The organism is Halosolutus sp. YCN4 (assembly GCF_059736495.1).
The window spans coordinates 12,921-32,878 of the sequence record NZ_JCASSM010000004.1; the positions used below are offsets into that span (position 1 = coordinate 12,921).

Consider the following 19,958-nt stretch of genomic DNA (forward strand, 5'->3'; position numbering starts at 1 on the left):
AGAGAGCGGCGGCTGCGGACCGCCGGGCGATCAGACGAGGCCCCTGATCAGCGACCCGAAAAGCGGCAGGCCGAACGCGGCGGCGACCACGAGATATACGACCGGTACCATTCCGACGATGGCGCCCGCGGATCCGCCCAGAGAGACGACGAAGACGACGAGGACGAGCGTCCCGAACCCGATCGCGGCGAAGACTGCCCGCCGCAGGGTCGGCGCGACGAGTCCGACGAGCGCCCCGCCGAGGAGCAGGCCCGCCCAGTGGAGCCACGCGGCGACCAGTCCGATCGCGACCGCGACGAGGAGTGCGACGGCGTGGGGCCGGGGCTCCGTCCGGGCGCGATCGAGCGGGCTCGCTGGTGTCCGATCCGCTCGCGGGCGATCGTCCGGGCGCCGCTCCTCGTTCGACGCCGAACCGGAATCGGACTCGGGAGCGCTCACGACGATCCCTCCTCGAAGCCGACGGTCGTCTCCGCGTCGCCGTCGATCGATCTGGCCATGGATTTCTGGTCGTTGTCGAGCCACCGCCGGAACTGGTCGTCGTAGTGGGGTGAGAAGTAGTCCCCGGAGTTACCGCCGGGGAGGATGGCCGTGGCGTCGCCGCCGGGTTCGACGACCATCCGCCAGCTCGACCCGACGGCGGAGTCGACCCGGTAGTTCTTGACCGTGGCCGCCGAGCCGTCCGCCGGTCGTTCCTCGTAGTCGAGGAAGGGTGCCTCGCCGCCGAACGGGTGTGCGATCGGCTCCGTCGTGTTCCAGTCGCCGTAGGTCTCCCACCCCTCGTCGTCGATCTCGTCGATCGCTGCCTCGAGCGCCGCGACCATCGCGTCCGCCCGGGAGCGATCGGCGAAGACGGGGCTGTCCGCGGGGAGCGTCGCGAGGACCCAGTCGCGCGGGTAGTACGATTCGTCCAAGTCGACGTCCGCGAAGACGGGCTCGAAGACGCGGTCCCGAAAGTAGTCGATCCAGCGCGCGAAGACGAGCGCGCCCTCGGCGTCGCGGTCCATCCAGTGATCCCAGTCCGCGAGCGTCGCCGCGGCGTCGTCGATCCGATCGTCGATTTCGTCGCGTTCCTCGATCGCGGCCAGGAGGTCCGGGACGAGTTGATCCGCCCGGCCGTCCCGGGTGTCGGACTGGACGTCGCGGTGGAACGCGAGATCCGTCGACTCGCCGCTCTCGATCCGTTCGTCGAGCCGATCGTAGATTCGCGCGCCGCGATACGGCGAGGCGTAGGCGACGCCGACGTAGTGATTCGGGTCGTCGGTGACCCGCTGGTTAGCCGTCGCGAGAACGTCCGGATCGATCGCGTGGGGTTTCTCCTCGAACGGGACGAACCCGTCCCAGGAGGACTCGCCGAACGGGGTGAACCCCTCCCACTCGCCCTCGCCCGCGGAGCCGTCGAAGATGCGGTTTCCGGACACGACGTCGCCGCCGATCGTCCGGATCGGGAGTTTCCCCGTGGCGTAGTACAGCGTCCGGCCGTCGGCGTCCGCGTAGACGAGGTTCTGTGTCGGCAGGTCGAACTTCCGGGTCGACTCGAGCAGGTCCTCGAGGCCGTCGCTGCGCCCGAACTCGTAGATCGCCTCGGTCGTCCGGGTGGCGGTGTGGCCGGTCCAGGCGACGCCGATCGTCCGCTCCTCGCGTTCGATCACCGGCCCGTGCACCGTCTTCCGCACGGTGAGCGTGCGGTTCTCGCCGTCCGCGACGGCGATCTCTCGCTCCTCGATACCGAACTCGCGCCACTCGCCTCCGTAGCGGTAGCGCTCGCCCGCGTCGTCGATCTCGTAGCGGTAGCAGTCGAGGACGTCCGCACCGACGTTGGTGAACGACCACGTCCCCGTCCCGTTCGCACCCGCGATCACGAACGGGACGCCCGGGAAGGTCGCCCCGCGAACCGACGTCTCGGACGTCTCGACGTGCTGTTCGTACCACAGCGGCGGCGTCATCAGCGTCAGGTGCGGGTCGTACGCGACGATCGGCGTCCCGCTTGCCGTATGTTCGCCCGAGACGACCCAGCTATTCGAGCCGACGCCGATCGGCGACTCGAACCGGGAGAGGTACCCCGTCAGGCCGGCGCCGACGGATCGGCGGTCGTCTTCGGATCCGTTCCGGGCCCTGGTTCCGATAGCCGCCGTCCCGTCCGAGCCGCTGGAGCCGTCGTCGAGGCGGTCCGCGTCGACCGCGTCCCGCAGGATCGGCGTCTCGTGGTCCAGCCAATCGGGGTAGAGGGCGTCGGCGAGGTCCGCACCGAGTCGATCGGCGACCAGCGCCCGCCGGAGTTCGCCGAAGTCGCCGGTCAGGTCCCACGAGATCTGTTTCTCCATCAGCATCGAGTCGACCGGGGTCCACTCGCGCGGTTCGTAGTCCAGCAGTTCGAACTCGAGCGGGAGTTGCTCGCGCTCGATCGCGGCGTTCACGCCGTCGGCGTACGCCTCGACGAGCGGTCCCGCGGCGGTTTCCGAGACGTGCTCCCAGGTCGCCTCGGCCGCACCCGCGAAGTCCATCGCGACGTGGAACTCGTCGTCCGAGAGCGTAACTTCCCCCACGATTTCGGAGAGCTGGCCCCGCATGACCCGCCGCTGGAGGTCGAGCTGGAAGAGCCGATCGAACGCCTGCACGTAGCCGACGGCGAAGTACGCCGCCGATTCGTCGTCGGCCGTGACGTGCGGGACTCCGTGCTCGTCGACCCGGACGGTCGCCTCGCCGTAGGGGCTCTCGACGGCCTCCGAGAGGTTCCGATCGGCCGCGTCCCAGGCGCGACCCGACAGCGGCGCGAACTGATCGAGAAGTTCTCGCGCCGACGAAAGGGTCAGCCCGCCGATTCCGGCGGCGAGCGCGCCGGCGAGCACGCCTCGCCGTGTGGTGTCAGATGGCACAACAGTACCGATTCGGCGCACCGCTCTTAATGGCCTCGTTGTCAACGGTTTTCGGCGCGAGAACGGTTTATTCATGCGGACTACTAACCTTCTGTTAGCTGGTTCGAAACCGAACTGCTATAGTGATTCACGGGGAATAGTGTCTCACCGATGCCGCCAGCCCAGTCCGACGCCGAGACCCGCGAACGAAACGCCGAGGCCTGTCCCGTCATCGAGTCGCTCGAACAGATCGGTTCCCAGTGGCGACTCGCCATCCTCCACACCCTGCTCGACGGCGAACAGCGGTTCAACGAACTCAAGCGATCGACCGGCGCGAACGCCCGCACGCTCTCGCGCGTCCTCGACGACCTCGGCGAGATGGGGTTCGTCGAACGCCGCATCGAGGAGGAGTCGCCGATCGCGACCTACTACAGCCTCACCGCGAAGGGCGAGTCGCTCGAACCCGTCTTCGACGAGATCGAGTGCTGGGCGTCCGAGTGGCTCGATTCTCCCGAACAGTAACTCTCTTGATCGTCGACACGAGGTTTCGACGATCGCCAGTCACGCGACGAACAGACGAATATCGGCCGCGAGTTCGCCGTCCTGCTCGGCGGGAACGCGACCGAACCAGTCGACGTCCCGAACGTCCGCGGGGACGTCGTCGGTGATCGGCCGTCCCTCGACGGGAACCGCTCGAACGACGACGTTGTACATGCTGATGCGTTCCTCAGCCGTCCCGTCCGGCTGGATATCGATGCGACGGAAGCGTTCCAACCGATCGAGTTCGACGGCGACGCCAGCCAGTCGCGGTATCCACCGGCGACCGATCGCCGTCCACTCCTCGCCGGCCTCGACAGTGAAGGCGGGCAGACTCCACCCGTGCGAGCCGTCGTCCTGTAGCAGGACCTCCCCGTCGTCGTTGGGGAAGCCGACGGCGACGCGGCTGTCGACGCGACTGCGCATGGCTTCGAACTCGGCCTGCGGGACGATCCGTGTCTCCTCGTGGACGTCGACGTCCGAACGGGTACGCAGACGGTCCGGATCGGACAGGGGCTCCATGAGTACCCAGTGGAAGCCATCGACAAATAAAACCTATCAGAGAATCGAATAGTACGGTCGAACGGCGGCGATCGTGCGGTCGTACGATCGGCGCTAGTACGGCACGACGTACAGTGCGATCGCCAGGAACGGGATCAGCGCGAGCAGCATCGCGATCGCGTAGCCGAACATCTCCCGGGCGCGGATCCGCGTGATCGCCAGCAGCGGGAGCGCCCAGAACGGGTTCAGCAGGTTCGTGTGGGCGTCGCCGACGGCGTAGGCCATCGTCGCCTGACCGTACGGAACGCCGAGCTCGTTACCAGCCTCGAGGACCGACGGGCCGAGGACGATCCACTCGCCGCCGCCCGAGGGGACGAAGAGGTTGACGACCGCGGCGGTGAGCCAGGCGATCACGGGGAACGTCTCCGTCGTCGAGACCGCGAGCAGCGCGTCCGCCATCGTCTGTGCGAGTCCGGAACCGGTCATCATCCCCTGGATGCCGGCGAAGAACGGGAAGAGGAGGATGATCCCCGCGGCGGCTTCCGCGGCCTCGCCGAACCGCTCGCGGTAGACCGCCGGCTGGGTGTAGATCGCGAGGCCGACGAACAGGAACGCGAAGTTCAGCACGTTCAGGTTCAGCGCGTCGAGCCCCTGGGTCCAGAACTGCCAGCCGACCACGGCGACGCCAGTCAGGGCGATGATCCCGCCGAGCAGTTTGCTGTTGTCGATCCGTTCCGCCGGGACCGGTCGATCGCTCCCGGCCGCGTCCGGTTCCATCTCCGGACCGGGTTCGTCGACGGCGTTTTCGCCGATTCCGCCGTCCGTCGCCGCTTCGAACAGTTCCGCCTCGGGAATGTACTCGGTGATACCCGATGCGCGACCGGCGGACGGCGTCAGCAGGTAGAGGACGATCGCCGCGAAGACGATCGACAGGACGGTGAGCGTGAGCGCGTACGTGCTGAAGATCGTCGCGGAGGTCGCGACGGGTCCGTCGACGATCCCGAGTTCGACGAACTCGTTGCCCGGCGTCGCGAGCAACAGCGGCGCGGACCCGGACAGCCCCCAGTGCCAGGTGAGGCCGAGGCCCATGTAGCCGGCCACGCAGAGCAACGGATAGTGGACGTCGATCCCCTTGTGGTAGGCGGCCTTCCCCATCTCGCGGGCGAAGATCGCACCGACGACCAGACTGAGCCCCCAGTGGATCCACGCCAGCGCCATCGAGACGACGCCGACGAGGACGACCGCCTGCTTGCGATCGCCGGGCAAGCCGGCGAGGCGCTGCAGGCCGTCGTTGACGCGAGGATGGTACGCGATCACGAACCCCGTCATGATGATCAGGACCATCTGCATCGCGAAGGTCAGGAAGGCCCAGAACCCGTCGTACCAGTGGAGCACCATGTCCGACGGCCCCTGACCCTCGACGATCATCCCGGCCACGAACACCGCATAGGACAGGATGATCGCGAACAGGAACGGACTCGGCATCCACCGCTCGACCACGTCCGCGATCCGCTCCCCCGCGCGTTCGATGATGTTACCACCCGCCGCAGTCGTCTCTGCTGAGGACATCACCCACACGTCAGCAATACACATACTAATAATTACGTGACCTAGTATCATCGGACCGAACAGCATGACGGGTGACGTCGGAAACGATCGGACAGCGGCCGACGACGATCGGATCGCAACCGGCGAGGACCGGACCGCCGGCGGAGGCCTGTACCGAGGCTGGTACGTCGTCGCAGGGAGTTTCGTCGGCGCGTTCGTCGTTTTCGGACTGTCGTACGCCTTCGGCGTCTTCCTCGGGCCGATACAGCGCGAACTCGGCCTGTCCCGATCGGGCGTGTCGTTCGTCTTCTCCCTCCAGACGGTCGTGATCTACGTCGCCGCGGCCGCGCTGGGCGTCCTCGCGGATCGATTCGGCGGCCGACGGTTCCTGTTCGTCGGCGCGGTCGCGCTGGCGATCGGTGGCGTGTGGACCAGTCGCTCGTCCACCTACGCCGAATTGCTGGTCGCCTACGGGATCGTCACGGCGATCGGTCTCGGCTCGATCTACGTCGTCTCGTACGCGACGGTTCCTCGGTGGTTCGAGCGCCGCCGCGGACTCGCGACGGGCATCGCCACCGCCGGCCTCGGGATCGGGATGGTCGCGATGGCCCCCGCCGCAAGCGCCCTCGTCGGGGCCGTCGGGTGGCGGACGGCGATCCTCGTCCTCGTCGGCGGGGCCGCCGTCCTGGTCGCCCTCGTCACGCCCCTGTTCGCGGACGATCCGGCCTCTGCGGGCGTCGATCCGGGAACCGAGTTCTACGGCAGCGTCCCGGACGCCGACCCGCCGGACTGGGCGACCTACCGGCGGGACGTGACCGCCGTCGCGACGTCCCGGACCTTCCTGTTCGTGTTCGCAGGCTGGGTCTTCGTCTACGGGACGCTCTACGTTGTCCTCGTCCACGTCGTCCCTCACGCCGGCGACGTCGGCCTCGGCGAACGGACGGGTGCGATCGCGCTCGCGATCGTCGGCGTCACGACCGCCGCCGCCCGGATCGGGGTGGGCGGCCTCGCCGATCGGGTCGGCCGCATACGCACGTTCGTCGGCTGTTCGCTGGCGATGGGGGCGACGACGATGGCGCTTCCGGTCGTCGATTCGGCGGCGGGACTGTACGCCTTCGCGATCGTCTTCGGGATCGCTTACGGGGGGAACGGGGCGCTGTTGTCGCCGCTGACGGCCGACCTGTTCGGCACGGGGAACGCGAACGCGATCTTCGGCATGGTCTCGCTGTCCTTTGCCGTCTCGGGACTGGTCGCGCCCTGGGCTGCCGGACTCACGTACGATCTCGCGGGCACGTACACGCCCGCGTTCGTGGGCGCGGGGATCGCCGGCGTCGTCGGTGCCGGGCTGATCGCGATCGCGGGGCGCGGCGAGTGAACATCGGATCGTCGACCGAACTGGCGATCAGTCGTCGGACTCGAGTTCGACCAGTTCGAGCGAGCGATCGAGGTGACAGACGTCGTGCGGCGGATCGCCGAGGTTCTCCCGGATCCGGTACTCCTCGTCGAACGAGAGGCCGTCGGGTTCGCAGTACTCGTGGCTGGGGCACTCGACGTACGGACACGGGCCGGGCAGGCTCGTCTTGCTCCCGGTGAACGCCCCCTTCGACGTGATGTTCGCTTTCACGGTGGCGGGTTCGACCTCGACCGCTCGCACGCCGCCGTCGTGCATGGCACACTCGAGGGTCTGGGCGTTCTCCCGGACGTCCGTGATGCGGTACTTGGTTCCGACCTCCAGATTGAGACACTGACTCCGGTACGGACAGCCGGCACAGGCGTCCGCCTCGCCGTGATAGACGAACTCGGTTCCCGGTTCGGCCAGCCGGGTCCCGACGAGCGTAACGGTCGACATGGGAGTCGATTCGCGCCGCGATCGGTTAAGCCTCACGTCGAGGCGTCCCCGTTGTCCGTTCGACCCTACGAGACGTCGTCGCCTGACTGCCCGGTCAACTCGTCGAGTCGATCGAAGTACCGCTCCCGCGGCACCTGGTAGAGGTCGCGATAGTCGATCTCGCCGGCGTCGAACTGCCGGGCGAGATCGATCGCGCACGCGACGGCGTCGGATCGATCGTCGAACCGGTGCTGGTCGGGAAGGGTGACGTCGGGTTCCAGGTAGAGGGTGACGAACCAGTCGTTCGCCGTCGTCCGGTTGGTCGGGTTGGTACCGGGTCTCCGGGTTCGCTTGCCGTGGGTGACGTAGAGCGTCGGGAGACAAGCCGGGGGAAACTCCTCGGCGTCGAAGACGTCCGGCCGGTAGGCGAGTACCGTCCGGCCGTCCTCCTCCTCGCTCCAGACGGTCCAGCTGTCGGGAAGGGCGGCGAACGCCGTCATGGACGTCGGTACGGGCGTCGGGGCTAAAGCATCGTCGTCCGATCGGTGACGGCCGTCGTCGCCGCACCGTCGCGTCGGGCCCCGATCACGGCAGGTTGCGAACCGATCGGCGGCGATCGTCGTCCAGCGGTGATCGTCGGTCGACCGGGACCGCCGTCGGTCGACCGGGACCGCCCAGTGTGGGAGCGCGGCCGAGCGCGCGCGAGCCAACCCGGACGCTGCAGGCCGTTCGTTTTTGCCATTCGGTCCCCAATGCGGGGTGTGATACCAAGCAACAGTCTACGATTCTGGCAAATTTTGCTTGTAATGAAGTCCTGGTAAATACCTTTTGGGGCCAAGGTTAAGTACGTGGATTACTCACTCATTAAATACTATCGGTATCCGATCGCCGGACCGATCAACTCCGCGCCCGTCCCCGGCGCACGTCGTGAACGACCGGCAGTGCGGTACCGACACGATGCAGTGGTAAGAGATCACATATGGCACGACGAATCGCCGCCCGAAGAGGTTCGCGCTCTCTGCGAGCCACCGCGATGAGTCAAGTGAGTACGTGGTATACGCGACGCCGTGACGCGGTCGCGGCGGATGACGGTTCGGCTACGCGACGGTGCAGACGGTCGATCGACGTTCACTCCACGCCTGTCCCATCGACGCAGGTGCTGATCGAAGACGGGGGACCACCAAACTGGCAATGATACCATGACCGGTGACATCGAGACGCTCGAGAAGCTCAGTACGGATTACAAGGAATCGATGCCCGCGGACCTGCGGGAGACGAAGTCGTTCGACTGGTACCTCGAAGCGGTGTACGAGGACCCGAAGATCGCCCGCAACGCCCACCAGCGCGTCGCGGACATGTTCGACTACTACGGAACGACCTACGACGAGACGGAGGGCATGGTCGAGTACCAGCTCGCCAGTGAAGACCCGCTGAACGACGGCGAGAACACCTTCTACGGGAAGGTGATCCACCAGTCGATCCACGAGTTCGTCAACAAGGTCAAGTCGGGTGCTCGCAGGCTCGGTCCCGAACGGCGAATCAAGCTCTTGCTCGGCCCAGTCGGGTCCGGGAAGTCCCACTTCGACAAGCAGGTGCGGCGTTACTTCGAGGACTACACGCTCCGCGACGAGGGGCGGATGTACACGTTCAAGTGGACCAACCTCTGTGACGTCATCAAAGACCAGGATCCGGCCGACGACACCGTCCGATCGCCGATGAACCAGGATCCGCTCGTCCTCCTGCCCCTGGAACAGCGCCAGCAGGTAATCGACGACCTGAACGAGAACCTCGACGCCCCGTACACGATCCAGAACGAGCAAGCGCTCGATCCGGAAAGCGAGTTCTACATGGACCGGCTGCTGGCCCACTACGACGACGACCTCCAGCAGGTCCTCGAAAATCACGTCGAGATCATCCGGTTCGTCGCCGACGAGAACAAGCGCCAGGGGCTGGAGACCTTCGAGCCCAAGGACAAGAAGAACCAGGACGAGACCGAACTCACCGGCGACGTCAACTACTCGAAGATCGCCATCTACGGCGAGTCCGATCCGCGCGCGTTCGATTACTCCGGGGCCTTCTGTAACGCGAACCGGGGGATCTTCAGCGGCGAGGAACTGCTCAAACTCCAGCGGGAGTTCCTCTACGACTTCCTGCACGCCACCCAGGAGCAGACGATCAAGCCGAAGAACAACCCGCGAATCGACATCGACCAGGTGATCGTCGGGCGGACGAACATGCCCGAGTACAAGGACAAGAAGGGTGACGAGAAGATGGAGGCCTTCAACGACCGGACCAAGCGGATCGACTTCCCGTACGTCCTGTCCTACGAGGACGAGTCCAATATCTACCAGAAGATGCTCAACAACGCCGACGTGCCCGACATCAACGTCGAGCCCCACACGCTCGAGATGGCGGGCCTGTTCGGCGTGCTCACGCGGATCGAGGAACCCGACACCGAGACCGTCGACCTGCTCTCGAAGGCGAAAGCCTACAACGGCGAGATCGACGAGGGCGACGACATCGACCCGAAGAAGCTTCGCGACGAGGCCGCCGCGAAGGCCGAAATCGGCGAAGGGATGGTCGGTATCTCACCCCGCTTCATCGGCGACGAGATCGCGGAGGCGATCATGGACTCGAAACACCGCCAGCGCGGCTTCCTCTCGCCGCTGACGGTGTTCAACTTCTTCGAGGAGAACCTGGAGCACCACGGCTCCATCCCCGAGGACAACTTCGAGAAGTACTACCGCTACCTCGAGACGGTCCGCGAGGAGTACCGCGAGCGCGCCATCGAGGACGTCCGCCACGCGCTGGCCTACGACATCGACGAGATCCAGCGCCAGGGCGAGAAGTACATGGACCACGTCATGGCCTACATCGACGACGACACGATCGAGGACGAGTTGACGGGCCGGGAGCAGGAACCCGACGAGACGTTCCTGCGGAGCGTCGAGGAGAAACTCGACATTCCCGAGGACCGCAAGGAGTCGTTCCGTCAGGAGGTCTCGAACTGGGTCTCCCGTCGCGCACGCGAGGGCGAGGCGTTCAACCCGCAGGACAACGAACGCCTGCGCCGCGCCCTGGAGCGCAAACTCTGGGAGGACAAGAAGCACAACATCAACTTCTCGGCGCTCGTATCGGCCAACGAGTTCGACGACGACGAACGCTCCTCGTGGATCGACGCCCTGATGGAGCAGGGCTACTCCGAGGAAGGGGCGAAAGAGGTCCTCGAGTTCGCGGGCGCGGAGGTCGCCAAGGCCGAGATGGAAGAGTAACATGACGGGGAACGACTACGTCACCGAGGCCGATCGGACGCTCGAGGAGACCTACGAGGAGCCGATGAGCCTCGCGGCGTACGTCGATCGCATCTTCGAGAACCCGACGATCGCCTCCCACGCCTCGAAGTACCTGCTCGAGGCGATCGAGGCCGCCGGCACCCGGGCCGTGGTCGAGGAGGGCGAGGAGAAGGAGCGCTACCGCTTCTTCGACGATCCACACAACGACGGCGAGCACGCCATCCTCGGCAACACCGAGGTGCTGAACGGGTTCGTCGACGACCTCCGATCGATCGCCGCCGGGCGCGCGAAAGACGAGAAGATCATCTGGTTCGAGGGACCGACCGCGACGGGCAAGTCGGAACTCAAGCGCTGTCTGGTCAACGGCCTGCGGGAGTACTCGAAGACCCCCGAGGGTCGACGCTACACCGTCGAGTGGAACGTGACGACCGCCGAGGCGGACGATCGCGGCCTGAGTTACGGCGGCGACCCCACTGCTGGAGACGACCAGCACTGGTACGAGAGTCCGGTCCAGGCGCATCCGCTGTCGGTGTTCCCCGAGAGCGTCCGCGAGCGCATCCTCGAGGACCTCAACGGCGAACTCGACGATCACGTTCCCGTTCGCGTGGACGCGGCCCTCGACCCCTTCTCGCGGGAAGCCTACGACTTCCTCGAGGAGCGGTACCGCCGGGAGGGGAAGGGAGAACTGTTCTCCGCGATCGCAGACGACAAACACCTCCGCGTGAAGAACTACGTCGTCGACGTCGGCCAGGGCGTCGGCGTTCTCCACAGCGAGGACGACGGCCCGCCGAAGGAACGGCTCGTCGGGTCGTGGATGCACGGGATGCTCCAGGAACTCGACTCCCGGGGCCGGAAGAACCCGCAGGCGTTCAGCTACGACGGCGTCCTGTCGCAGGGCAACGGCGTCCTCACGATCGTCGAGGACGCGGCCCAGCACGCCGACCTGCTCCAGAAGCTGCTGAACGTCCCCGACGAGCAGTCGGTCAAACTGGACAAGGGGATCGGGATGGACGTCGACAGCCAGCTGCTGATCATCTCCAACCCCGACCTGGAAGCGCAACTCAATCAGCACGCCGATCGCAACGGGATGGACCCCCTGAAGGCGCTCAAGCGCCGCCTCGACAAGCACCAGTTCGGCTACCTCACGAACCTCTCGCTGGAGTGTGAACTCATCCGGCGGGAACTCACGAACGAGACGGAGGTCTGGACGGCCGAGAGCTACGACGAACTGGCCGGTCGGATCCGTGAGCCGGTGACGGTGACGGTGAAAGGCCAGGACGGCGAGGCCAGGGAGCAGGAGTTCGCGCCCCACGCGATCGAGGCGGCCGCGCTGTACGCCGTCGCCACCCGGCTCGACGAGGAAGACCTCCCGAACGGGCTGGATCTCGTCGACAAGGCCCTGATCTACGACCAGGGCTACCTCCAGGAGGGCGACACCCGCCGTGAGAAGGACGACTTCGACTTCGACGACGACGGCCACGACGGCGAACACGGCGTCCCCGTCACGTACACGCGGGACACCCTGGCGGAACTGTTGCGGACGGACAAGGACCGCCACCACCCGGACCTGCCGGTCGAGAACGTGGTTATGCCCCGCGACGTGTTAAACGGGATGGCCGAGGGGATGGCCGACGCCCCGGTCTTCTCGACCGGCGAGCGATCGGAGTTCGAGAACCGCGTGGTTCCCGTGAAAAACTACATCTTCGACCAGCAGGAGAGCGACGTCATCGAGGCGATCATGCACGAGAAACGGGTCGACGAGGACACCGTCGCGGAGTACGTCGAACACGTCTACGCGTGGGAGACCGACGAGCCGCTGTACAACGATCGCGGCGAGCGCGTCGAACCGGATCCGCTGAAGATGAAGTTGTTCGAGATCGAGCACCTCGGCCGGTTCTCCGAGGACGACTACGAGGGGAACCTTCCCCGGGAAAGCGTGCGGAACTTCCGGCGCGAGAAGGTGATCACGTCGCTGAACCGCCACGCCTGGGAACACCGCGACGAGGACTTCTCGGTGGAGGACGTCGACCTGACGGCGATCCCGGTCATCAAGACCGTCCTCGAGAGCCACGACTGGGACGACGTCGAACGCACGTTCGAGGACTTCGACCCCCGCCAGTGGGACGATCCGCCGAGCGGCACGCAGACCGAGTCCGTCAAGGCGGACACGATCGACACGATGGTCGACCTCTTCGACTACTCGGAGGCGTCGGCCGAGCTAACCAGCAGACACGTCATGGGACAGGTGTCATACAGATGGGACTGAGAGACGACCTCGAACGATTCCGCGAAGTCGGCGAGGAGCGCCGCGAGGATCTCGCCGACTTCATCCAGTACGGCGACCTCGGACAGAGCAAACCCGGCGAGATCAACATCCCGGTCAAGATCGTCTCGCTCCCGGAGTTCGAGTACGATCGGCGCGACCAGGGTGGCGTCGGACAGGGCGACGACGGGACGCCGGACGTCGGCCAGCCGGTCGGTCAGCCCCAGCCACAGCCGGGCGACGACGACGGCGAGGACGGGGACGAACCCGGCGAGGACGGCGGCGAGCACGAGTACTACGAGATGGACCCCGAGGAGTTCGCCCAGGAACTCGACGAGGAACTCGGCCTCGACCTCGATCCGAAGGGCAAGAAGGTCATCGAGGAGAAGGAGGGTCCCTTCACGGACCTCACCCGGACTGGCCCCGACAGCACGCTCGACTTCGAGCGGATGTTCAAGGAGGGGCTCAAGCGTAAACTCGCGATGGACTTCGACGAGGACTTCCTCCGGGAGGTGTGCAAGGTCGAGGGGTTCGGCCCGCGCGACGTCTTCGAGTGGGCCCGCGGGGAGAACATCCCGGTGTCGATGGCCTGGGTCGAGGAGGCCTACGACGAGATTCCCGCGGACGAACTGGACGCGTGGGACTCGATCGACGAGGTCGAGGAGAACGTCGAGCGCCAGACGGTCCAGCAGCAGATCCGTCGGGAGGGGATCAAGCACGTCCCCTTCCGCCGGGAGGACGAACGCTACCGCTACCCCGAGATCATCGAGGAGAAAGAGAAGAACGTCGTCGTCGTCAACATCCGCGACGTCTCCGGGTCGATGCGCGAGAAGAAGCGCGAACTCGTCGAGCGGACGTTCACGCCGCTGGACTGGTACCTCCAGGGCAAGTACGACAACGCCGAGTTCGTCTACATCGCCCACGACGCCGACGCCTGGCAGGTCGAACGCGACGAGTTCTTCGGCATCCGATCGGGCGGCGGGACGAAGATCTCGAGCGCGTACGAACTCGCCGACCAGCTGCTGGAGGAGTACCCCTGGGCCGACTGGAACCGGTACGTCTTCGCGGCTGGCGACTCCGAGAACTCGAGCAACGACACCGAAGAGCGGGTCATCCCGCTGATGGAGGAGATCCCGGCCAACCTCCACGCGTACGTCGAGACGCAGCCGAGCGGCAACGCGATCAACGCCACCCACGCCGAAGAACTGGAACGCCACTTCGGCACCGACGCCGACGACGTCGCGGTGGCCTACGTCAACGACAAGTCCGACGTGACCGACGCGATCTACGAGATCCTCTCGACGGAGGGTGAAGACGATGAGTAGAACGAATTTCAACACGGATAGATTCCGCAAGCAAGCGATCGCGACCGACCTCGAGGAACCGGTGCGGGAGGCGCGGAACCTGGCCCAGAAACTCGGCCTCGAACCCTACCCGGTCAAGTACTGGATCGTCGACTACGACGAGATGAACGAACTCATCGCCTACGGCGGATTCCAGTCGCGGTACCCGCACTGGCGGTGGGGAATGCAGTACGACAAGCAACAAAAGCAGGGCCAGTACAGCGGCGGGAAGGCCTTCGAGATCGTCAACAACGACAATCCGGCCCACGCGTTCCTCCAGGAGTCGAACACGCTGGCCGACCAGAAGGCCGTCATCACCCACGTCGAGGCCCACTCGGACTTCTTCTCGAACAACGAGTGGTTCGGCCTCTTCACGCGGGGGCAGGCCGACGAGGCCCAGGTCAACGCCGCAGCCATGCTCGAACGCCACGCCCGGGCGATCGACGAGTACATGTCCGATCCCGAGATCGATCGGGCCGAGGTCGAGAAGTGGATCGATCACTGTCTCTCGCTGGAGGACAACATCGACCAGCACCGAGTGTTCGAGCGGCGACTCGACATCGACGGCCCGGTCGAGAAGATCGACGAGGATCTCGCGAAGAAACTCGACGAACTCGATCTCTCCGACGAGATCAAGGGCGAGGTGTTCGACGAGGAGTGGGTCGAGAAACTCGAGGGCGAGGACGGGCCGGTGAACTTCCCGGAAGAGCCCCAGAAGGACGTGCTCGCGTTCGTCCGCGAGTACGGCAAGCAGTACGACGCCGAGGCCGGCCGCGGCGTCGAGATGGAGCCCTGGCAACGGGACATCCTCGACATGATGCGGGCGGAGGCGTACTACTTCGCCGCCCAGAAGATGACCAAGGTGATGAACGAGGGCTGGGCGGCCTACTGGGAGTCGCTGATGATGTCCGACGAGGCGTTCGCCGGCAACGACGAGTTCGTAAACTACGCCGATCACATGGCGAAGGTCCTCGCCTCGCCCGGACTCAACCCCTACAGCCTCGGCTTCGAACTCTGGGAGTACGTGGAGAACACGACCAACCGCCGGGAGGTCCTCGAACGACTCCTCCGCGTCGAGGGGATCTCGTGGCGGAACCTGACCGACGTCGTCGACTTCGACGAGGTGCTCGCGACGCTCGAGCCACCGCAAGCGATCGACGACATCTCCCCCGAGACGCTGACCCAACTCGAGGACGTCCCCGACGAGTGGGTCGACCACGAGGCGCTCGATCGGGCCCGTGACGGCGAGATCGACGTCGAAAAATACCCATGGAAGGTGCTCACCTACGAGGGCCTGGCCCGGCGCCACTACTCGCTGGTCAAGCGCCAGCATCGCGGCTTCCTCGGGCGGATCAACCAGAACGAACTCGAGCGGATCGGCCGCTACCTCTTCGACGACGCGCGCTACGCCTCGGTCGCGGAGGCGCTCGAAGACGTCGAGTACACCGCCGGCTGGGACCGCATGTTCGACGTCCGCGAGAGCCACAACGACGTCACCTTCCTCGACGAGTTCCTCACGGAGGAGTTCATCACCGCGAACAACTACTTCACGTACGAACACTCCGAGGCGACCGGCCAGTTCCACGTGGCCAGCGACGCCGCCGAGGACGTGAAAAAGAAGCTCCTCCTCCAGTTCACCAACTTCGGGAAGCCGACGATCGCGGTCTACGACGGCAACTACAACAACGCCAACGAACTCCTGCTGGGCCACCAGTACAACGGCGTCATGCTCGACCTGGGACAGGCCCGGGAGACGCTCAAGCGGATCTTCGAACTGTGGGGCCGGCCGGTGAACCTGCTGACGATCGTCAAGGAGGTCGACGACCACGACATCGAGGTCGCAAAGCGCCGCAACCGCGAACCGGAACCGGAGGAGCGCGGCAAACTGCTCCGGTACGACGGCGACGAGGTCACGATGGAGGACGTCCCCTGGGAGGAGGTCGACCACCTCGCGGCCGACGACGTCGACTACGACACGAAACCCGACGAGTGGCTGGCCTGAGCGGGGCCACTGATTTGTGTTCGCCGGTTGTAGGGTCCGACGATGGATTCGCTCGAGATTACTGGGCGACTGATCGCCGGCATCTTGCTCATCCTGATCAACGCTTACTTCGTCGCCATCGAGTTCGGGCTGACGCGCGCCCGACAGTACCCGAAGTCGGAGTTCGACACGCCCGGATTACGACGGGCGTGGGAGATGACCGACGATCTCGAACTGTACCTGACGACCTGCCAGATCTGGATCTCGGGGACCAGTATCGCGCTGGGGATCGTCGCCGAACCCGGACTCGCGGCCCTCTTCGAACCGGTCTTCGAGAATACGTTCCTCGCCGCCGTCGGCGGCGGCTCGGTCCTCGCGTTCTTTCTCATCAACATGGTGCACCTCACGCACGGGGAACAGACGCCGACCTACCTCGGCGTCGAACGATCGAAACAGGTCTGCCGGTACGGCGCGGCCCCGCTGTACTGGTTCGCGCTGGTGATCTCGCCGCTGATTCGCTTCGGCGACCGGGTCGCAAAGCTGACGCTCCGGTTGTTCGGTATCGAGATGACCGGCGCGTGGCTCGAGACCGAAGAGGAGGTCATCGAGTCCCGGGCCGACCTCCGGAATCGCATCGGGAACGTCCTCGATCGGGGGGATCTGAGCGACGAGCGACGCGAGGAGGTGATGAACGCGCTGCAGGTCGGCGAGCAACCGGTGCGAGAGGTGATGGTGCCGCCCGACGAAATCGTCGCGCTCTCGACCGAGGCCGACTTCGAGGAGAACGCCCGTCGGATGGAACGGCGGCCGCAAACGCGGTATCCGCTGGTCGGAGCGGAGCTGACGGATTTCCGCGGGATCGTGTACTTCCCCGTGTTCGCCAGGCATCGCGAGGAACTGGCGGACGGGACCGTCGACTTTTCCGAACTGGCCGCGCCGCCGATGACGCTCTCCCCGGATACGGACGTCAGCGACGCGATCGACCAGTTCCAGGCCGAACAACAGGAACTCGCGTTCGTGATCGAGGACGGCGAGGTCGTCGGACTGGTGACGGTGACCGACCTGCTGGAGGCGATCACGGGCGACATCGAAGATCCACTGGACCAGGGGCAACTCGAACAGTGAGAACGCCGAGGCGAACCCTGGGCCGGCCGACGTCGAGTGATCGGCCGCTCTGACCGTCCGCCCCGTAGCTCCGCCGATCGGTCGATCCAGGCCACCGCTTTTGCCGCTGGGGATGGTCCACAGGTGTATGTACGACGACGTTCTGGTCCCGATCGACGGGAGCGACGCGAGCGACGCCGCGGTGAGCCACGGCATCAGCGTCGCGAAATCTCACGCGGTGACGGTCCACTTCCTGCACGTGGTCGACACGGGAACGGAGATGTCCGCGTCCAGCCTCGGAACAATCGCGCCCGATCTCACGGAGACGCTCGATCAGGTGGCCGAAGACGTCACGAACGAGGCCACCGATCGCGTCCTCCGGACCGTCGACGCCCCCGTCCTCGTCGTACGGGCGTAGGAACCGCTTCGTTACGGTCTCGAATGCGTGGGATATTGTCGAGGTACGTCGAACGAACCTGCCAGAACACTCTTATCGACGTTGGAACATTCAGCGAGTGCAATGGACAGGCATGGGGGCGAAACCGTCGAGAAAAGACACAACGCGGCCGCGTTCGACCTTCCGGCGGTACTCGCACAACTCGACGACCACGAGCCGACCGGCCAACAGGAGGCGGTTCGACGGATCAGGGAGACGATCGACGAGGAGCCGTCGCTCTGTCTGCCGACGGTGCCGAAACTCCGGGCGTTGCTCGGCCGGCCGTCGATCGACTTTCACGACGAGATCGCGCTGAGTCTGGCGGAACTGGCCGAAGAATCGCCGTCCGACGTCGCACCCTCGGTCGAGGAGATCGTCTCGTTCGCCGTCGACAACGAGCGGAAGCCGGCGACGCGGGAGCTACTACGGTGTCTCGACGCCGTCGCGACGGAGCGCCCGGACACGGTCGTCGAGCACGCGGCCGCGATCCGCGACGTGCTCGAGGAACGACGGGGGTACGATCGCTGGGGGCTGCGTCTGCTCGCGACGCTGGCGATCGAGTATCCGGCGGCGGTCGAGCCCGCAACGTCGTACCTGACCGACGCGCTCGCGGCGGACCCGGCGGCAAACGGCGCGCCCGCGCTGTCGGCACTCGGACGGCTCGCGCGATCGGACGCGGCCTCGCCCGCGCTCGAGTTCGTCGACGACGCCGTGGCGCTGGTCGATCACGACGACGGGACGCTCAGGAACAACGCGATCGGCTCTCTGGGCGACGTCGCCCACCAGAACCCGGCCGCCGTCGAGGAGGCGTGTCCGCGCATCGCGACGGCACTCGAGAGCGACGATCCGAACACGCGCGCGAACGCCGCCGTCACGATCGCCCGCGTGGCCGCTGGCGCGGAAGCGGCGGTCGACCCAGCACGGGATCGCCTCGTCGCCCTGCTCGACGACGACCACGCGCACGTCCGGGCGAACGCCTGTCTCGCCCTCGGGTACGGCGGCGTCGACGGGGCGGCCGATCACCTCGCCACGCTCGCGGCCGAGGACCCGGACCCGAGCGTCCGCGAGCGGGCCGCGTGGGCCCTCGATCGGGTGAGCGATAGTAGCCACTGAAACGGGTTACAGACTGGTCGCACTGTCCGCGTTTCTCGCTCGCTCCGAATCGCGCTTCCGTCCTGCGATCAGGTGTGCAGTGGCTACTCCAGTGGACGGTTCCAGCCAGCGGCGCGTACAGAGGACTGAAAAACGTCATAGTCCTGCCGAGCGATGGGTCCCGCATGAGCGGTGGATCGATCACGCTTCGGCAGGCCGACGAGCGGACGCTCTCCTACGTCGAGACGCTCCTCGAAGAGAACGACCTGCCGACGGCCGACGTCCGATCGAATCCCGGGTGGTTCTACCTCGCGTCCCAGGGCGACGATCGGGTCGGCGTCGGCGGCATCGAACCGTACGGGGTCGACGGACTCCTCCGATCGGTCGTCGTCGAACGATCGGCCCGCGGGAACGGACTCGGGACGGCGCTCACCGGGGCGCTGGAGGCGGTCGCCAGGGAGGAGGGGATCGACACGCTCTACTTACTTACGACGACCGCGTCCGCGTTCTTCGCGTCCCGCGGCTACGAGGAAATCGATCGCAGCGACGCGCCCGACCCGATCCGCGAAACGACGGAGTTCGCCGAACTCTGTCCCGCGTCGGCCACCTGTATGCGGACGTCGCTGTAGTCGCGGGTCGTCACAAGGGGCTTCGTTCTGCGCGTCCATCTCCCGACCATGACACGGACGACGTTCACCGTCGACACCGACGCACGGCTCACGACCGTCGACGTGACCGATCGGATCGCCGCGGCCGTCCCGGACGACCTCGCAACCGGCACGTGTACGGCCTTCGTCCAGCACACGACGGCAGGGCTCGTGGTTCAGGAAGACGAACTCCGACTGCGGAGCGACATCGAGTCGTTTCTCCGCGACCTGGTGCCGGACGAGGGCCACGCCCACGACGAACTGGACGATAATGCTGACTCCCACCTCCGGGCGGCGCTCGTCGGTCCGGACGCGACGATTCCGGTCGAGAACGGCCGACTCGCGCTCGGCACGTGGCAGTCGGTGCTGTTCGTCGAATGCGACGGCCCGCGCACGCGCACGGTGTCGGTGACGACGATCGGGGACGGCAGTTGATGTCGATGATCGGGGACGGTAGTTCCCACCGGTCTGCGCGCACCCGTTCTCGCCGATCGCGACTGGCGACTCTCGAGAGCGGCTTCGAACCACTCCGA

At 66.0% G+C, this 19,958-nt stretch carries 17 protein-coding genes; 11 read left to right on the forward strand and 6 right to left on the reverse strand.

The window, feature by feature from the left end; all coding sequences use genetic code 11:
• Nucleotides 1–30 precede the first annotated feature (30 nt).
• Both AC6I6X_RS14815 and AC6I6X_RS14820 read right to left on the reverse strand, forming a co-directional pair.
• The gene (locus AC6I6X_RS14815; protein ID WP_497931320.1) at nt 31–438 is read right to left on the reverse strand and encodes a hypothetical protein; all 408 of its coding nucleotides are present in this window, start codon (nt 436–438) and stop codon (nt 31–33) included.
• Nucleotides 435–2,873, reverse strand: a complete 2,439-nt coding sequence (locus AC6I6X_RS14820) for a penicillin acylase family protein (protein ID WP_497931321.1) — start codon at nt 2,871–2,873, stop codon at nt 435–437. Before AC6I6X_RS14820 ends, AC6I6X_RS14815 begins: the two co-directional genes overlap by 4 nt.
• 150 nt (nt 2,874–3,023) lie before the next feature.
• Here AC6I6X_RS14820 and AC6I6X_RS14825 point away from each other — a divergent pair, with 150 nt between their 5' ends.
• The gene (locus AC6I6X_RS14825; protein WP_497931322.1) at nt 3,024–3,374 is read left to right on the forward strand and encodes a winged helix-turn-helix transcriptional regulator; all 351 of its coding nucleotides are present in this window, start codon (nt 3,024–3,026) and stop codon (nt 3,372–3,374) included.
• Between the two features lie 39 nt (nt 3,375–3,413).
• Here the strand turns inward: AC6I6X_RS14825 and AC6I6X_RS14830 are convergent, their stop codons facing one another.
• The gene (locus AC6I6X_RS14830) at nt 3,414–3,911 is read right to left on the reverse strand and encodes a hypothetical protein (RefSeq protein ID WP_497931323.1); all 498 of its coding nucleotides are present in this window, start codon (nt 3,909–3,911) and stop codon (nt 3,414–3,416) included.
• A gap of 93 nt (nt 3,912–4,004) precedes the next feature.
• Entirely contained in the window at nt 4,005–5,459 is a 1,455-nt protein-coding gene (locus tag AC6I6X_RS14835) for a short-chain fatty acid transporter (protein WP_497931324.1), read from the reverse strand.
• Between the two features lie 64 nt (nt 5,460–5,523).
• Between AC6I6X_RS14835 and AC6I6X_RS14840 the strand changes: the two genes are divergently transcribed.
• A complete protein-coding gene (locus AC6I6X_RS14840) occupies nt 5,524–6,813 on the forward strand; it encodes an MFS transporter (protein WP_497931325.1) in 1,290 nt (429 codons plus the stop codon).
• A 27-nt stretch (nt 6,814–6,840) separates the two neighbouring features.
• Here AC6I6X_RS14840 and AC6I6X_RS14845 read toward each other — a convergent pair whose 3' ends face one another.
• Both AC6I6X_RS14845 and AC6I6X_RS14850 read right to left on the reverse strand, forming a co-directional pair.
• The gene (locus AC6I6X_RS14845; protein ID WP_497931326.1) at nt 6,841–7,287 is read right to left on the reverse strand and encodes a UPF0179 family protein; all 447 of its coding nucleotides are present in this window, start codon (nt 7,285–7,287) and stop codon (nt 6,841–6,843) included.
• 65 nt (nt 7,288–7,352) lie between these two features.
• Nucleotides 7,353–7,766: a DUF5820 family protein gene (locus tag AC6I6X_RS14850; protein ID WP_497931327.1), complete on the reverse strand. Its 414-nt coding sequence runs from the start codon at nt 7,764–7,766 to the stop codon at nt 7,353–7,355.
• Nucleotides 7,767–8,465: 699 nt separating this feature from the next.
• On the opposite strand from AC6I6X_RS14850, the gene AC6I6X_RS14855 reads away from it, so the two are divergent.
• From AC6I6X_RS14855 to AC6I6X_RS14895, 9 genes are all read left to right on the forward strand, one after another.
• The gene (locus tag AC6I6X_RS14855) at nt 8,466–10,538 is read left to right on the forward strand and encodes a PrkA family serine protein kinase (protein ID WP_497931328.1); all 2,073 of its coding nucleotides are present in this window, start codon (nt 8,466–8,468) and stop codon (nt 10,536–10,538) included.
• A gap of 1 nt (nt 10,539) precedes the next feature.
• Nucleotides 10,540–12,825: a PrkA family serine protein kinase gene (locus AC6I6X_RS14860; RefSeq protein ID WP_497931329.1), complete on the forward strand. Its 2,286-nt coding sequence runs from the start codon at nt 10,540–10,542 to the stop codon at nt 12,823–12,825.
• Nucleotides 12,816–14,147: a YeaH/YhbH family protein gene (locus tag AC6I6X_RS14865; RefSeq protein ID WP_497931330.1), complete on the forward strand. Its 1,332-nt coding sequence runs from the start codon at nt 12,816–12,818 to the stop codon at nt 14,145–14,147. The genes AC6I6X_RS14860 and AC6I6X_RS14865 overlap by 10 nt, the downstream gene beginning before the upstream one ends.
• A complete protein-coding gene (locus AC6I6X_RS14870; protein WP_497931331.1) occupies nt 14,140–16,167 on the forward strand; it encodes a SpoVR family protein in 2,028 nt (675 codons plus the stop codon). The genes AC6I6X_RS14865 and AC6I6X_RS14870 overlap by 8 nt, the downstream gene beginning before the upstream one ends.
• Nucleotides 16,168–16,209: 42 nt before the next feature.
• Complete coding sequence (locus tag AC6I6X_RS14875; protein ID WP_497931332.1) at nt 16,210–17,271, forward strand: CNNM domain-containing protein; 1,062 nt, start codon at nt 16,210–16,212, stop codon at nt 17,269–17,271.
• Nucleotides 17,272–17,398: 127 nt separating this feature from the next.
• Nucleotides 17,399–17,668, forward strand: a complete 270-nt coding sequence (locus AC6I6X_RS14880; protein ID WP_497931333.1) for a universal stress protein — start codon at nt 17,399–17,401, stop codon at nt 17,666–17,668.
• A gap of 102 nt (nt 17,669–17,770) precedes the next feature.
• Nucleotides 17,771–18,799: a HEAT repeat domain-containing protein gene (locus AC6I6X_RS14885; protein WP_497931334.1), complete on the forward strand. Its 1,029-nt coding sequence runs from the start codon at nt 17,771–17,773 to the stop codon at nt 18,797–18,799.
• A gap of 164 nt (nt 18,800–18,963) precedes the next feature.
• On the forward strand, nt 18,964–19,407 hold the full coding sequence (gene arsN2 / locus AC6I6X_RS14890; protein WP_497931335.1) for an arsenic resistance N-acetyltransferase ArsN2: 444 nt from the start codon (nt 18,964–18,966) through the stop codon (nt 19,405–19,407).
• Nucleotides 19,408–19,455: 48 nt separating this feature from the next.
• Nucleotides 19,456–19,860, forward strand: coding sequence for a secondary thiamine-phosphate synthase enzyme YjbQ (locus AC6I6X_RS14895; RefSeq protein ID WP_497931336.1), 405 nt, complete (start codon nt 19,456–19,458; stop codon nt 19,858–19,860).
• Nucleotides 19,861–19,958: the final 98 nt, after the last annotated feature.

Excerpts from the sequence above, each read along its gene's own strand:
- AC6I6X_RS14825 (WP_497931322.1), top strand. The coding sequence starts at position 3,024 with ATGCCGCCAGCCCAGTCCGACGCCGAGACCCGCGAACGAAACGCCGAG.
- AC6I6X_RS14830 (WP_497931323.1), bottom strand. The coding sequence starts at position 3,911 with ATGGAGCCCCTGTCCGATCCGGACCGTCTGCGTACCCGTTCGGACGTC.
- AC6I6X_RS14835 (WP_497931324.1), bottom strand. The coding sequence starts at position 5,459 with ATGTCCTCAGCAGAGACGACTGCGGCGGGTGGTAACATCATCGAACGC.
- AC6I6X_RS14840 (WP_497931325.1), top strand. The coding sequence starts at position 5,524 with ATGACGGGTGACGTCGGAAACGATCGGACAGCGGCCGACGACGATCGG.
- AC6I6X_RS14845 (WP_497931326.1), bottom strand. The coding sequence starts at position 7,287 with ATGTCGACCGTTACGCTCGTCGGGACCCGGCTGGCCGAACCGGGAACC.
- AC6I6X_RS14850 (WP_497931327.1), bottom strand. The coding sequence starts at position 7,766 with ATGACGGCGTTCGCCGCCCTTCCCGACAGCTGGACCGTCTGGAGCGAG.
- AC6I6X_RS14855 (WP_497931328.1), top strand. The coding sequence starts at position 8,466 with ATGACCGGTGACATCGAGACGCTCGAGAAGCTCAGTACGGATTACAAG.
- AC6I6X_RS14860 (WP_497931329.1), top strand. The coding sequence starts at position 10,540 with ATGACGGGGAACGACTACGTCACCGAGGCCGATCGGACGCTCGAGGAG.
- AC6I6X_RS14865 (WP_497931330.1), top strand. The coding sequence starts at position 12,816 with ATGGGACTGAGAGACGACCTCGAACGATTCCGCGAAGTCGGCGAGGAG.
- AC6I6X_RS14870 (WP_497931331.1), top strand. The coding sequence starts at position 14,140 with ATGAGTAGAACGAATTTCAACACGGATAGATTCCGCAAGCAAGCGATC.
- AC6I6X_RS14875 (WP_497931332.1), top strand. The coding sequence starts at position 16,210 with ATGGATTCGCTCGAGATTACTGGGCGACTGATCGCCGGCATCTTGCTC.
- AC6I6X_RS14880 (WP_497931333.1), top strand. The coding sequence starts at position 17,399 with ATGTACGACGACGTTCTGGTCCCGATCGACGGGAGCGACGCGAGCGAC.
- AC6I6X_RS14885 (WP_497931334.1), top strand. The coding sequence starts at position 17,771 with ATGGACAGGCATGGGGGCGAAACCGTCGAGAAAAGACACAACGCGGCC.
- arsN2 (WP_497931335.1), top strand. The coding sequence starts at position 18,964 with ATGAGCGGTGGATCGATCACGCTTCGGCAGGCCGACGAGCGGACGCTC.
- AC6I6X_RS14895 (WP_497931336.1), top strand. The coding sequence starts at position 19,456 with ATGACACGGACGACGTTCACCGTCGACACCGACGCACGGCTCACGACC.